Origin of the sequence: Vreelandella massiliensis (assembly GCF_900155385.1) — a bacterium.
Taxonomy (GTDB): domain Bacteria; phylum Pseudomonadota; class Gammaproteobacteria; order Pseudomonadales; family Halomonadaceae; genus Vreelandella; species Vreelandella massiliensis.
In genome coordinates this window covers 1,645,135-1,657,985 of the sequence record NZ_LT699745.1, presented here as the reverse complement: position 1 = coordinate 1,657,985, position 12,851 = coordinate 1,645,135, and the positions used below count along the sequence as shown (strand labels likewise).

At 54.7% G+C, this 12,851-nt stretch carries 13 protein-coding genes; 3 read left to right on the top strand and 10 right to left on the bottom strand.

The features are described from left to right. Nucleotides 1–29: 29 nt before the first annotated feature. Together BQ9846_RS12445 and queC are read right to left on the bottom strand one after the other, a co-directional pair. Entirely contained in the window at nt 30–314 is a 285-nt protein-coding gene (locus BQ9846_RS12445; RefSeq protein WP_075881274.1) for a YkgJ family cysteine cluster protein, read from the bottom strand. Continuing rightward, entirely contained in the window at nt 314–1,003 is a 690-nt protein-coding gene (gene queC / locus BQ9846_RS12440) for a 7-cyano-7-deazaguanine synthase QueC (RefSeq protein ID WP_075881273.1), read from the bottom strand. Before queC ends, BQ9846_RS12445 begins: the two co-directional genes overlap by 1 nt. Before the next feature lie 150 nt (nt 1,004–1,153). On the opposite strand from queC, the gene trhP reads away from it, so the two are divergent. Together trhP and BQ9846_RS12430 are read left to right on the top strand one after the other, a co-directional pair. After that, the gene (trhP, locus tag BQ9846_RS12435) at nt 1,154–2,566 is read left to right on the top strand and encodes a prephenate-dependent tRNA uridine(34) hydroxylase TrhP (RefSeq protein ID WP_075881272.1); all 1,413 of its coding nucleotides are present in this window, start codon (nt 1,154–1,156) and stop codon (nt 2,564–2,566) included. A gap of 107 nt (nt 2,567–2,673) precedes the next feature. Beyond that, nucleotides 2,674–3,105 carry an SRPBCC family protein gene (locus BQ9846_RS12430; RefSeq protein WP_075881271.1) on the top strand — a complete coding sequence of 144 codons (432 nt, stop codon included), beginning with the start codon at nt 2,674–2,676 and terminating at the stop codon, nt 3,103–3,105. A gap of 81 nt (nt 3,106–3,186) precedes the next feature. Here BQ9846_RS12430 and BQ9846_RS12425 read toward each other — a convergent pair whose 3' ends face one another. From BQ9846_RS12425 to BQ9846_RS12390, 8 genes are all read right to left on the bottom strand, one after another. Beyond that, nucleotides 3,187–3,426 carry a DUF2789 domain-containing protein gene (locus BQ9846_RS12425; protein ID WP_075881270.1) on the bottom strand — a complete coding sequence of 80 codons (240 nt, stop codon included), beginning with the start codon at nt 3,424–3,426 and terminating at the stop codon, nt 3,187–3,189. A 134-nt stretch (nt 3,427–3,560) separates the two neighbouring features. Beyond that, nucleotides 3,561–4,631 (bottom strand): asparaginase, encoded by a 1,071-nt coding sequence (locus BQ9846_RS12420; RefSeq protein WP_075881269.1) that lies wholly within the window; start codon nt 4,629–4,631, stop codon nt 3,561–3,563. 34 nt (nt 4,632–4,665) lie between these two features. Then, nucleotides 4,666–5,865 carry an MFS transporter gene (locus BQ9846_RS12415; protein ID WP_075881268.1) on the bottom strand — a complete coding sequence of 400 codons (1,200 nt, stop codon included), beginning with the start codon at nt 5,863–5,865 and terminating at the stop codon, nt 4,666–4,668. Between the two features lie 9 nt (nt 5,866–5,874). Next, nucleotides 5,875–6,378 (bottom strand): hypothetical protein, encoded by a 504-nt coding sequence (locus BQ9846_RS12410; protein WP_075881267.1) that lies wholly within the window; start codon nt 6,376–6,378, stop codon nt 5,875–5,877. Nucleotides 6,379–6,467: 89 nt separating this feature from the next. Continuing rightward, nucleotides 6,468–7,718, bottom strand: coding sequence for a DEAD/DEAH box helicase (locus BQ9846_RS12405; RefSeq protein WP_075881266.1), 1,251 nt, complete (start codon nt 7,716–7,718; stop codon nt 6,468–6,470). A gap of 161 nt (nt 7,719–7,879) precedes the next feature. Continuing rightward, complete coding sequence (locus tag BQ9846_RS12400; protein ID WP_075881265.1) at nt 7,880–8,500, bottom strand: PqiC family protein; 621 nt, start codon at nt 8,498–8,500, stop codon at nt 7,880–7,882. A 32-nt stretch (nt 8,501–8,532) separates the two neighbouring features. Further along, complete coding sequence (pqiB, locus tag BQ9846_RS12395; protein ID WP_075881264.1) at nt 8,533–10,212, bottom strand: intermembrane transport protein PqiB; 1,680 nt, start codon at nt 10,210–10,212, stop codon at nt 8,533–8,535. Continuing rightward, nucleotides 10,205–11,521 (bottom strand): paraquat-inducible protein A, encoded by a 1,317-nt coding sequence (locus BQ9846_RS12390; RefSeq protein WP_235818958.1) that lies wholly within the window; start codon nt 11,519–11,521, stop codon nt 10,205–10,207. The genes pqiB and BQ9846_RS12390 overlap by 8 nt, the downstream gene beginning before the upstream one ends. A 250-nt stretch (nt 11,522–11,771) precedes the next feature. Between BQ9846_RS12390 and BQ9846_RS12385 the strand changes: the two genes are divergently transcribed. Continuing rightward, nucleotides 11,772–12,746 carry a calcium/sodium antiporter gene (locus tag BQ9846_RS12385; protein ID WP_075881263.1) on the top strand — a complete coding sequence of 325 codons (975 nt, stop codon included), beginning with the start codon at nt 11,772–11,774 and terminating at the stop codon, nt 12,744–12,746. The last annotated feature ends 105 nt before the right edge of the window (nt 12,747–12,851 follow it).

Below are 12,851 nucleotides of genomic sequence, written 5' to 3'. Positions count from 1 at the left end.
CCTATTGCAAGGTAAGTGCAAGGAGAGTGTTAGCCTGTCGCGCCTTCGAGTTCGGTAAGCGCGGCGAGAGCGTCTTCGCGCTTGTCGCCGCAAAGTGCGGCATCAAAGGTGAATCGTGTGCATACCGCCGGCCGCGTGGTGTCGCCAAATAACCGGCACAAGTTATTTTCATCCAGTTGCACGCAGCGCACCCCAGCCGGTTTGCCGTTAGGCATTCCCGGTATGGGCGTGGTGATTGAAGGCGCGATACAGCAGGCGCCGCAGCCAGGGCGGCAACCCGCGTGGGCTTGATCGGTTTGAATGAGTGCGTTCATCAGGAGTTGCCAGGAGAGGATAAGGCATACGGCAGGGGGTCTTGAACGCTGTTTTGCGCAAACGCGGCAAGGCGTTCACGGCAACTACCACACACCCCGCACGCCAGCGTTTTGCCCTCGTAGCACGTCCAGGTGTGGGCGTAATCCAACCCCATGGCGAGCCCGTCGCGCACAATATCCGCCTTGCTGGCATAAAGATAAGGCGCGTGGATCGTGACCGGCGTGAAGTTAGCAATACCCGCGACCTGGTTCATGGCATCGACAAACGCAGGACGACAATCCGGGTATAGCACGTGATCTCCTCCATGAGCGCCGTAATCCACCCGCGTGGCCCCGATATTCACGGCGTTAGCAATGGCAAGCGATAGCAGCACCATATTGCGGTTGGGAACGACCGTCGCGGCTAGAGTCTCACTAGCGTAATCATCGCTGGGGATGTCGTATTGGGAGTTGGTCAGCGCGGAGCTGTCCATCAGGCCGTGGATAGCGCGGATATCGACCACCTGATGCGGTAACGAAAGCGCCTGGCAAACGTGCGTTGCCACATCAAGCTCGCGACGATGGCGCTGACCGTAATCAAAGGATAACGCGTGAACGTTGAGTCCCTCGCGTAGAGCGCGATGGAGAACGGTATAGGAGTCCAGGCCACCGGAGTAGATGACGGCGGTACTTTCAGAGGAGTGAGGCATATCGGCGTCTCTTGGCCGGAGAGTTTATGGGGCCCGCTTTGGGAAGCGGAAAGTGTACGCAATGCCCGGATATCTGGCCAGGCAGGGTTGCCTAGTCAGTGAATGGACAGCTTGGTACTATTCGCCCCCTCTTTTGAGGGGATATGATCGATGAAAGCGCCTGAACTACTCTCGCCCGCCGGTACCTTTAAAAACATGCGGTACGCCTTCGCCTATGGAGCGGACGCGGTTTATGCGGGGCAGCCGCGCTACTCGCTGCGGGTCCGTAACAACGACTTCAAAATTGATAACTTGCATAAAGGCATTGCCTACGCGCATGCGCGCGGCAAACAATTTTACGTCGCCTCCAACATCGCGCCGCATAATAGTAAACTGAAAACCTATCTTCGCGATATGGAACCGGTAATCGAAGCGGGACCGGATGCGCTGATCATGTCTGATCCCGGCTTGATCATGATGATTCGCGAGCGCTGGCCGGATCAGGTGATACATCTGTCGGTACAGTCCAACGTGGTCAACTGGGCCGCGGCAAAATTTTGGCAGCAACAAGGCATTAGCCGCATTATCCTGTCGCGCGAGTTATCGCTTGCAGAGATCGCGGAGATCCGCGAGCAGTGCCCGGATCTAGAAATCGAGACCTTTGTTCACGGGGCGCTCTGCATCGCGTATTCAGGCCGCTGCCTGCTTTCAGGCTACTTTAATCACCGCGACCCCAACCAAGGAACGTGCACTAACGCGTGCCGCTGGAAATACAACACCGTTGCCGCCGCTCAGGATGAGACCGGGGATATTGTGCCGGCTAACTCCGCTCGCGCCCATACGGCAAGCGGAGTGTGGACTCCCGGAGAGGGTGGGTTAATCGCGGCAGGCAGTGGCAGTGTCACCGAGACAACCGCCACCGCCGGGGGAGTTGAAGGACAAGACGAGCTCTCCGCGTTGATTGAAGATCGCACGCGTCCAGGGGAGTTGATGCCGGTCTTCGAAGATGAGCACGGCACCTATATCATGAACTCCAAAGATTTGCGCGCGGTTCAGCATGTACCGGAGCTGGCCCGTATGGGGGTAACGTCACTGAAAATTGAGGGGCGTACCAAGTCCCACTATTACGTGGCGCGTACGGCGCAAGTGTATCGACGCGCCATTGATGATGCGGTGGCGGGGCGCCCCTTTGATATGCGCTTAATGGATGAGCTCGATAATTTGGCCAATCGCGGCTATACGGAAGGGTTCTATCGCCGCCATGTTCACGACGAATACCAGAATTACCAACAAGGCAACTCGATCGGCGTGCATCAGCAGTTTGTTGGAGAGGTGATTGGCTATGATCCCGAGCGTGGTGAGCTTGAGATTGAAGTAAAAAACCGTTTTGAAGTGGGCGATGGCGTAGAGCTGATGCTACCCGGTGGCAATCGCCGTTTTGTGCTGGCGTATATTCAGAATAAGCGCGGAGAGTCAGTGGGTGTGGCGCCAGGCTCCGGTCATGTGGTGCGTATTCCTGTGCCGGGCGATGCCATCTCACCCGAGCGTATCGAGTTTGCCTTGTTGATGCGTGATTTGAAATGAGCGCCGCATAGATGAATGCCCTGTCGACTCAATAGAGGTGCTGCGCTAGATAGAGTCACAAAGCCGGCCAGTGTGCGCTGAACCTCCGCCAAACACGAGATAATCTTATGGCAACGATTCAACACAGTGAAATCCTGACCGCCACCCCTGATAGAGTGTTTGCCCTACTGCGGCGGGTGGAGGATTTTGCTGACTACTCTGATCTGATTCAGCGTATTGACCCCCTAGGCGATGATCGTTATCGCTGGTATGTGCGTGCCGTCGGTATGGATTGGACGTTTGACGTCGAAGTCACCGAGGCCAAAGCGCCTGAGGTGCTGGCGTGGAAGTCGCTTGACGGTGTGAAAAACCAAGGGCGGTATCAGCTTCGGCCCGTGCCGAATGGTACGGAAGTCTCGCTCACTTTAACTTACGAGATTCGCAATCGGCTGGTAGAAAAGGCAGTTAACAAGGCCGCCAACCCCCTAGTAGGGAAGGTGAGCCGGCAAATACTGGAGCGTGTGGAAGCAAGGCTAAATGCAGAGAATGAAAAGCGCTAAGTGATGAGGTTAAACCTATCACTTAGCGCGAGTTGCCTCAGTCAATTTGCGTTTCTTGAGGGCTTATTGTCTACAGCAAGCCTATTGGCCTTTATGCATGGAGACGTCTAAATGATCCACGACCTCGGCCCAATCGGCATCTTCATCAATCGCTTCGCGTAAGAAATCGGCTTGTCCTTCATTCCAGCAAGGCGCATCCGCGAGGGCCATTTCTTCTGGCAGGGGGGAGTGCCGTTCGATAAAGCGCTCAATCGAGGCCGCATCGTTGGCGAGTCCTAGCTGTTCAAACAGTTCGCTAAAGTGATGAACCGGTTTTTCCATCCGTTTTCTCCTTTCGATACAGTCGATAACGTGTCATCCATCGTTACTCTCACCATAGCGTTTTTATGCGTTTATGCCACTATGGTTACACTATTTAACGACTATGTTGACCGCCCAACGCAACATTTTTGCGGTCATCGTTCGCCGACTAATGAAGTGACGAACTGTTGACGTCGTTCAGCCTCCGTGAGGGGCTGGGCAAGTAAATGGATAAGCTTGGTATAGGCCGCTTCAGGCGTCATGCCATCGCCCGAAAGGACGCCCGCTTCAACGAGTTCGTGTCCGGCAGCATACGCCCCGAGGTGAACACTGCCTTGAGGCGCTTGGCTAATGGCCGCGATCAGCTTGCCTTCTCCGCTTGCCGCTGCGATAGCCGCTAAGATATCAGGGTCATTGGCGATATTGCCCGCTCCCCAGAGTTCCAGCAGGGCTCCTCGCACGCGGTCATCGTTCAACCACGCTGCCAGTTGCCAAGCGGCCATGCCCGGCCAAAGCGTTACCCTGATCACCTCACCTTGGGCAAGGTGCGAGTAGCTAGGCAGCTCAAAGCGAGGGGCGCCGCGCTGTTGGTGGGGCAGGCCCCGGCTTGGGTAATAGACAAAATCCTCTTCGACGCGCGCGCCTAGCCGGGGGTAGTTGGGACTCGCGAAGGCTTCTGGCGCTTCAGTGTGCTGCTTTACGGCTCGTACCCCCCTGAATAGCTGCCCCGCGAAATAAATGGCCACTTCTTGTAGGGCGGGCTGTGCCGCAAAGTGCAACGCGCCTTGTATGTTTTCGAGCGCATCGCTATTTGCAACCCCAAGTGGCTGCATGGCGCCGGTCACCACCACAGGCCTATCTATCCCTTGCAACTGATAGGCGAGGCTGGCGGCGGTCCAGCTTAAGGTATCAGTGCCGTGGAGTATCACGAACCCGCGATAATCACTCAGTCGAGTGTCGATATCAGTCGCAATCTGCTGCCAGTTAGCGGGTGTGGCAGTACTGGAATCGATCGGGGTCGGGTAGCTCATAAGATCAAACACCGGAAGGCGCCCGCGTTCGGGTAGCGACAGCTGGGTCAGCGCTTGGTCGAGGCGTTTATCGAAATGTCCCGCCGGGAGTAGGCCTTTCGACGAGACTTCCATGCCAATAGTACCGCCGGTATAGATAATCAAGATGCGCTCTTCAGAGGGGGCGCAGTCGGCTAAAGGAGAGGATATGCTCATGGTAAAAACTCCCGTTTGATAGGCGTAGCGCGGGCTAATAGCGTTGCACGATTAGCTGGCCATGGAGGTTATCCAGCCGGAGGTTACGACCGGCAAAGAGCGCAAATCCGCTGCATAGGGCGAGAATGGTAATGAGCATCCAGGTAATGGTCGCGGTTGTTGCGCCTGCTTGAAGCTGTAATCCCACGAGAAAGGGTCCCATCGAGGCGAGCGTATATCCCCCGCCTTGTACCAAGCCGGAGAGCTGCCCGGCAAGGCGTGAATTAGCCGTGCGCAATACCAGCAGGCTCAAAGCAAGACTGAAACTTCCCCCTTGGCCCAATCCTAATAGAATAGCGCCTGGCCACTTCCACGCCATAGGGGCCATCAGTAAGAGCCAGAGCCCTGAAGCAGTGAGGCACTGAACGAATAGAAGCGCTGGCCGCTGGTCTCGTCCAAGGCGAGCAAGCCATGGCGCGGTGAGTGCCGATACCAGCTGGAACATAATGGAGACCGCCATCGTCCACCCGGCAGCGGCTTCCGTATAACCGCGGCTGACCAGAAGCGAAGGGAGCCAGCCAAACACCACATAGGCCATCGAGGACTGTAGCCCCATGAAGAGCATTACATACCAAGTGAGCGGTTGGCCTAATAGTTTCATTAACCCACTGGCTTCTGGCTGGGTGATGGTGCCCGAGGGTTGGCTAGGCATACTGAAATGCCACAGCAATAGTGCGACGAGGGCTAACAGCGACCAGCTCATGAGGCTAGCTTGCCAACTGCCCAATAGCGCCGTAAGAGGCACACTCAGCCCAGCGCCAAGCGCACCGCCGAGACAAAGTGCCATGGTATAAAGTCCGGTTACCAAGTCGGCGCTAGCCGGTAGCTCACGTTTTACCAGCGCCGGCAGTAACGTACCGCCTAAGCCAATCGCACCTCCAGCCATGGCGGAGCCGATGAACAGTGCCCCCGGCAGTGGCAGCCCGCGTAATATTAGGCCGGTGGCAAGTATGATAAGCGCCGTGCTTAGCGCACGTTCACTGCCTAAACGCAGGGCAAGTAGTGGCGCAAGCGGAGCCGTCAAGCCCAGAAATAGGACGGGCAGGGTGGTGAGCAGGCCCGCCTGTGCTGCCGTGAGTCCCGCTGTTTCCTGAAGGCGCGTGAGCAAAGGTGCAACCGATGACATCGCCGGACGCAGGTTGAGCCCAACCACCACCATCAACAGTAAAAAAATCAGCGAGCGTCGCGAAAACATAGGCGCCGGCTATTTCATGTGCGGGCGTAAGTCGCCCCGCACAGCATCCATTAGCGTGAGGAAGTGATAGCCTTCAGCCGCTTCGCCAGCGTCAACCCTTGGGCTGGTACGCATGCCTTTCCCCATTTGCAAGCGATCATAAATTTCCAACGTCACTTTTCTTGCCGGCTTATCACCGGGCTGCATAATGCCGTCTTCGAGCGTAAACGTCTCTAAAAGCGTGGCGCGCACACGCGTTTGACTCCCTTCGCTTAACATGCGCCTGATAAAGAGCCAGCCCTCGCACACCAGCGAGTCTTGGTTGTCGAGACTTCGTAGAAATAGTGTGCGGTAGCAGGCGCCCTCGGTGGCGGCTTTTTCGGCCATGCTGCGATAGGCTTGGGCGACTTGTGCTGCGCTAACTCTTGCCTGCGCTACGCGCTGCTCAATGCCCTGGTGTTCGCGGCTTAGCTGCTCCTGGCGTTGAAACGTGAGCCAGCGGCGATACTCCGCCATGAGTTGAGACGACGCCATTATTCACTCCCACTGTGGTGATATAGCATTATTAAAAGGAATGTAAACGACACCATCGCATATTCCTTATACAAGGGCTAGCCACAAGGCTAGCGTCCTGTACGCCTTTTGGGTTGCGTGTTCGGCTTGCGTTGCCGCGGGGCGCGCTGCTGCCTGCGGCCGTTCTCAATGGGCTGTGGCGTTGCGTTAGGGTCGGGTTCAAACCCAGGCTCGGTATGATGCGTGAGTGGCTGTTTGATTAGGCGCTCAATGTTTTTCAGCAAGCTATTTTCATCAATGCATACAAGCGATACCGCCTCGCCAGCCCGGCCTGCACGGCCTGTGCGCCCAATGCGGTGCACGTAATCTTCGGCGACGTTGGGTAAATCAAAGTTGACCACGTGGGGTAAATCATGGATGTCGAGCCCGCGCGCGGCAATATCGGTGGCGACAAGAACTTGTAAGTCGCCACTTTTAAAAGAGTCGAGTGCCCGCGTCCGCGCGCCTTGGCTTTTGTTGCCATGGATGGCCATTGCGGGGATGGATTGCTTTGAAAGCTGTTCTGCTAAGCGATTGGCGCCATGTTTTGTGCGCGTAAAAACCAGGACTTGAAACCAGCGATGCTTCTCAATGAGGTGAGCGAGTAATTCCCGTTTTTTATCCCGGTCAACCCGATACACCGACTGCTCGACTCTTTCGGCCGTGGTGTTGCGTGGTGCGACTTCGATGAAGGCAGGGTCGTTGAGGAGCTGCTGTGCCAGCGTTTGGATTTCATTGGAGAATGTCGCCGAAAAAAGCAGATTCTGACGCTGTTTGGGTAACAAGCGTAGCAAGCGCTTAATGTCGTGGATAAAGCCCATGTCGAGCATGCGATCGGCTTCATCCAATATCAGCGTCTCAATTTGCGAGAGATCAACGTGCCCCTGCTGATGCAGGTCAAGCAGGCGTCCTGGCGTAGCAATTAACACATCAACGCCTTGCTTCAGGGCGTCGACTTGGGGTTGTTGACCGACGCCACCGAAAATTACCAGCGATGTCAGGGGTAAGTAACGCCCGTAATCTTGGACACTTTTGGCCACTTGCGCGGCGAGTTCGCGCGTTGGTGTCAGCACCAACGCGCGAATGGCATGTTTCCGACGTTTGGGCGTCTGGCTGAGGCGTTGTAGCAGCGGTAGTGTGAACCCCGCCGTTTTGCCGGTGCCGGTTTGTGCACTGGCGAGCAAATCGCGGCCTTCAAGAATAATGGGAATTGCCTGAGATTGGATCGGGCTAGGGTGGGTATAGCCCTTGGCTTTCACGGCTTTTAATAGGTCTTCTGAGAGAGATAACTCAGAAAAGGATAAAGCGGAAGAAGCGTGCATAGTGTCTCCGCGCAGCTAAAAGTGGCTACGCTATTGAAGTGGTAACGCTGAGCTCTCAGCGTCTATAAGGGGAGGGCAGTCTCAAACCGCCTATCATCATAACATGCTGGAAACACTGAAAGCATGATTCCTACAGGGCCAGCATGGGGCTTTACGAGAGGCTACTGGGGTACATAGCCTCTTTGGATCAGCGTGTTGGCAATGTCGTCTGCGACACTCGTCCAACTTTGGCTAAGCGCTCTCACAAGCGCGGGGTAACCGTCGGTTTCTAACGCTGTTTGTACTTGAAAGCGGTCTAGGTGCAATAATTTATTTTGTCCATCGCGCAACTGCCATTGCCCGCTCACTACGGCGTAGCCATCGTAACGGCCATGAAATTCATCGACATCTAGCCGTAAGGTGAGAGCGTCTTCACTCCCCGCATTACTGCTGACCACCTGTACCTCGTCCAATATAGCAGCAAGATCATCGCGTAAGTTGCGCGCTAACTGGCGGTTTAGGCCTTCTGCCCATTGGTGTTCGCGCGCTTCGCGCATTTCGATATCGTCGAGTTGCATGATAATACCCTCAACGTCGAGATAGTGCGCTAAACGCACCGCGCTAATACTCATCAGCTCAGCCTTAGGTGTTTGAGGCGAGCTTGGCGTCTGTGTGCTCGGAAGCACATAACGTGTAGAAGGTGAAACACTGCCTGCACAAGCACTCAACAACAGGCTGAGAAGTAGAGCCAGTAACGCCGGTTGAGTGCATTGTGTCCTTTGGGGTTTTTTTTCCTTATCCATCTTCATTTCCTTAGCCCTTTCGAACGCTTGCCTTAATCACGGGGTGCACGAGGAATGGGGTCTTGAGTATCGATATTATCGAATAAAAGTGCCCGCGGATTTTCATTCAGTGTTCGCGTCAGCGGTTGTAAATCCCGGAGCACTCGGTCTATTCGATCGGCAGTAGAGATAAGCTCTTGATAAGCCGGCGAGTTAGGCGACAAACCTTCTAGCGTCTTGCGTAACGCGTTCAGCGTCGTATTGATATTGCCACTGACGGCTTGCGTATCGGGGTCAGTCAATAGCTGATTTAGAGACTGCGAGAGCGTGTTTATTTCTTCTAGCACGGCTTCCGAGGCCTCTAAATTTCGGTTTAATCCCGCTAGCAGGGGTTCAACCTCAAGCCCGTTAAGTTTGTCCAACAAGGCAGTGATTTGTGCCTGGATTTGCGCAAAATCTCCCGCCACTGTGGGGAAAACGGTGTGGCCGGCAAATGTCTCTTGTTGGTACCCATCCTGGCGATCACGCTGGAAGTTAAGGTCGACAAATAGCGCGCCCGTAAGCAAATTGCCGCTTTTTAGAGAGGCGCGAAGGCCAGTGTTGAACATGCGCTGAAAACGCTCATCCCACTCCTCTAAATCAATATCAGCGCTTTCGATACCCAAACGCTGTGGTTCAATACGGATAAGCACGGGAATAGCAAAACGCGCCCGGGAATCGGGCTGTGGCGCGGTGAAATTCCACGGTACTGCGGCAACCGTTCCGACGCGTACGCCACGAAACTCCACCGGTGCGCCTTTGCTCAAGCCACGCACGGATTCATCCACTAATAGTACGTACTCCAAATAGCGGTTAAAGGTGCCTTCCCGAGCGCTCTGTTCATCGGCATAGAGACTGAAGCGGGTATTGGCATCCACGGGTTCCCCCATGGGTAGGTCTTCAGGGACGCCAAACGTTGCTCCACCGCCAAGCAGGGTTTCAAGAGAGGCCAGATTGACGCTCACACCGTCGGCGTCAAGTTGAAAATCGACGCCGCTAGACACCCAGAAGCGTGTGCTATCGGTGACCAACTTGGCATAGGGCTCTTCGATAAAGATTTGATGGTGCATGGTGCGCTCTCTAGCGTTGAAGTTTGCCTCTTCCACGCGACCAACGGTATAGCCTTGATACGCAACAGGGTCGCCAACGTTCAGCGAATTACCTAGTTGACTGACCAGTCTAAGTTGTAATCCCGCCATGCCAGCGGAGGCGACAGGCGGTGTATCGCTAACATTAAATTCTCGTTTGGGTTGATTGCTGTTGCCGGGCTCAAGCTGGATATAGGCGCCTGATAAAACGGTGTTAAGGCCGCTAATGCCTTCGCGCCCAATACGTGGTTTGACGACCCAGAAACGGCTCTCTTCATTGAGCATGGCTTCGGCGTTTTGATTAATACGCGCGGTGATGACTGCATGAGACAAGTCGTCTGAAAGCTGAACGCTTTCTACCCGGCCAACCTCGACACTGCGGCTGCGAATCAGGGTTTTACCGGCCTCGATCCCTTCTGCGTTTTCCGTGGTAAGGGTGATTAGCGTGCCGCGGCTTGTGTAGTTGTCGTAGACCAGCCACAGGCCAATGACAATAGCAACGAGAGGAATGATCCAGATGGGCGACAGCCGCGCCTGTGGCGTGGGTTTGGCGCGGTGCAGGTTCGTCTCATCCTTGGTCTTTTGTGTTGAGTTCTCGTTAGTCATCAACATTTCCTGAGTAACGCGGGGGTGGTGTGTCCCAAATAAGTCGTGGGTCAAACGTCATGGCAGCCAGCATGGTAAGAACCACTACGGCGCCAAAAGCGAGTGCTGCGGGGCCAGGTGTGATCGACATCAGAGAGCCCGCGCGTATCAACGCGACGAGAATGGCCACAACAAAAACATCGACCATCGACCAGCGGCCGATGAATTCGGTGATGCGATACAGAACGGTGCGTTTGCGGGCGTTAATTTCATTGCTGCGAGCCACCACTAGGCAAAGCCACACCAGGGCTACCAGTTTGCCGACCGGAACGATCACGCTCGCGATAAAAATCACGGCCGCAATTGGCCATGAGCCCATCTGAGCGAGCTCAACCACACCGCCAATAATCGTAGAGGGAGAGGAGTCGCCAAGGCTCGTGGTGATCATTATGGGGTAAAGGTTAGCAGGAATATACATGACCGTCGCGGCGATAATGAGAGCCCATGTTCGCTGCAAGCTATGGGGTATGCGGTTGTGGAGGGGTTCATGACAGCGTATGCAGCGTGCTTTTTTGGCTTGCGCAGGCATTGGGTTGATCAAGCCGCACGTGTGGCATCCGGCCAAATTTTGCGCAGCCGCAGTGGTTGCTGTACGTGTGCCTTTTGGAGCGAGTGGCTCACCATCATCGAGTGAAAACCACATCCAGTCGGCATCAAGCGACTGGGTGGTGGCAATGAGTAATACCGCAAATGCACAGAAAGCCCAAAAAGAAACGCCAAGCTCTACCTGGGCCATGCTGGCGATTTTAATAAGGCTAACCAGCGCACCAATAATGAATACATCGGCCATCAGCCACGGTGCTAAGTGGGATAACGAACGTGCGATGTCGCGACTAAATGGCAAGGGGCTGTCTCTCAGTAAGCCAAATTGAAGCCATATCACGCCCATTAAGTAAACGGCAGGTAGCACTACAATGGTCATGATAACGGCAATGGCAACGAGCGGCTGGTCAAAGCCAATCAGCGTGGTGGCTGTTTGTGTTAACTCAATGCGGTTGCTTACGCCACTAACATTAAAGCTCACAAACGGAAAAGAAATAGCGGCGATTAGTGCTATCAGAGCGGTAATCGCCAGCGCCATACTGCGTTGCGCTGGATAGCGATGACGCCTTACCAGCGTATAGCCACAACGTGGACAGTTGGCCTTTTCACCGGGCTTGAGAGGGGGGAGTGCACTGACCCAGTCGCATTCATGGCAGGCTCTTAGGCGTCGGCGCTGAGTGCGTGCTTCAGGCGGTGCGTGGTCAACGTCCGAGATAGGCGGTGTCAATAACCGCTGTTTTGCCAATCGATCAGGCACGGCACGAAAAATAGCGGCGTATTTTTCAGGGAAGCGTGAAGTATCCGGAGGTATGTTACGCAATGAGCGCCTCATCAGTTTTTGCCATGCATGCTGCTAATATGACGCCCTACACAGGTGAGTCAAGCCTAAGTAAAAACAGCATGAAGCACTTGACCCAAATGCGCGCTTGCACAAGGATGCTCGCGTCATTGTGCTTGCTGCCACTTAAGGAAATAACATGTTGCTGCCCATACTCTCCGTCATTGGAGGATTGATACTGCTCATTTGGAGCGCTGAAAAATTTATTGAGGGGGCGGCGGCGACCTCGCGCTGGTTAGGGTTGTCCCCGCTTCTTATTGGTATGTTGGTGATTGGCTTCGGCACTTCTGCACCCGAAATGACAGTTTCTGTTTTAGCCGCATGGCAAGGGAGTCCGGGTTTGGCGGTGGGGAATGCCTATGGCTCCAACATTGCCAATATTGGTCTGGTGTTAGGGTTTGTTGCGCTGTTGGCGCCGCTTGCGGTGCACTCTAGCGTTATCCGTAAAGAGATGCCGGTGCTTTTTGCCGTTACGCTGCTCACAGGCCTGATGTTGTGGGATGGGTTTGTAGCGCGGTGGGAGGCCGTTATTTTGCTGTTGGTGCTTTTGGCCTTTATGACCATCAGCATAGTGAAGTCACGCGGTGAACAAAATGATGCTCTGGTGGAGGAAGTTGCCGCTACGTTAGAAAGTCATCCTATGTCACGCGGCAAAGCGATAGCATGGACGCTGGTAGGTCTTGCGCTCCTGGTGGCGAGTTCCAGGTTTCTGGTGTGGGGGGCGGTTGAAATTGCCCTGGCTTTCGGCGTCAGTGAACTTATTATTGGTCTTACCGTAGTGGCCATTGGCACCTCGCTGCCAGAGCTTGCCTCGTCCATTAGCGCGTTAAGACGCAAAGAGCACGACATGGTGCTAGGCAACGTTGTTGGCTCCAATTTATTTAATACACTGGGCGTCGTGGGGCTGGCGGGTGTTATTACCCCGATTCAGACTGGTAGCGAGGTTTTATCTCGTGATTGGGTGGTGATGACCGTGATGACACTATTAATGGTTCTGTTTGCCTTTTCTTGGCGTGGGCGCCCCCGGCGTATTAACCGGTTAGAGGGGGGGGTATTACTCATTCTTTTTGTTGCCTACACGGCGTACATGGTGTCGCTGGTTATAGGCGCTTGATGCCTGCTTTTTAGAGGCAAAAAAGTAGGCCAGCTATGACTAGCTGGCCTATTGTTGTTCAAAAGCTTGTGTTCAAAAGCTTGTGTTCAAAAGCTTGTGTTCAAA

What these genes read in the sequence shown, in the direction of transcription:
- BQ9846_RS12445 (WP_075881274.1), bottom strand. Translation starts at nt 314, where the DNA reads ATGAACGCACTCATTCAAACCGATCAAGCCCACGCGGGTTGCCGCCCT.
- queC (WP_075881273.1), bottom strand. Translation starts at nt 1,003, where the DNA reads ATGCCTCACTCCTCTGAAAGTACCGCCGTCATCTACTCCGGTGGCCTG.
- trhP (WP_075881272.1), top strand. Translation starts at nt 1,154, where the DNA reads ATGAAAGCGCCTGAACTACTCTCGCCCGCCGGTACCTTTAAAAACATG.
- BQ9846_RS12430 (WP_075881271.1), top strand. Translation starts at nt 2,674, where the DNA reads ATGGCAACGATTCAACACAGTGAAATCCTGACCGCCACCCCTGATAGA.
- BQ9846_RS12425 (WP_075881270.1), bottom strand. Translation starts at nt 3,426, where the DNA reads ATGGAAAAACCGGTTCATCACTTTAGCGAACTGTTTGAACAGCTAGGA.
- BQ9846_RS12420 (WP_075881269.1), bottom strand. Translation starts at nt 4,631, where the DNA reads ATGAGCATATCCTCTCCTTTAGCCGACTGCGCCCCCTCTGAAGAGCGC.
- BQ9846_RS12415 (WP_075881268.1), bottom strand. Translation starts at nt 5,865, where the DNA reads ATGTTTTCGCGACGCTCGCTGATTTTTTTACTGTTGATGGTGGTGGTT.
- BQ9846_RS12410 (WP_075881267.1), bottom strand. Translation starts at nt 6,378, where the DNA reads ATGGCGTCGTCTCAACTCATGGCGGAGTATCGCCGCTGGCTCACGTTT.
- BQ9846_RS12405 (WP_075881266.1), bottom strand. Translation starts at nt 7,718, where the DNA reads ATGCACGCTTCTTCCGCTTTATCCTTTTCTGAGTTATCTCTCTCAGAA.
- BQ9846_RS12400 (WP_075881265.1), bottom strand. Translation starts at nt 8,500, where the DNA reads ATGGATAAGGAAAAAAAACCCCAAAGGACACAATGCACTCAACCGGCG.
- pqiB (WP_075881264.1), bottom strand. Translation starts at nt 10,212, where the DNA reads ATGACTAACGAGAACTCAACACAAAAGACCAAGGATGAGACGAACCTG.
- BQ9846_RS12385 (WP_075881263.1), top strand. Translation starts at nt 11,772, where the DNA reads ATGTTGCTGCCCATACTCTCCGTCATTGGAGGATTGATACTGCTCATT.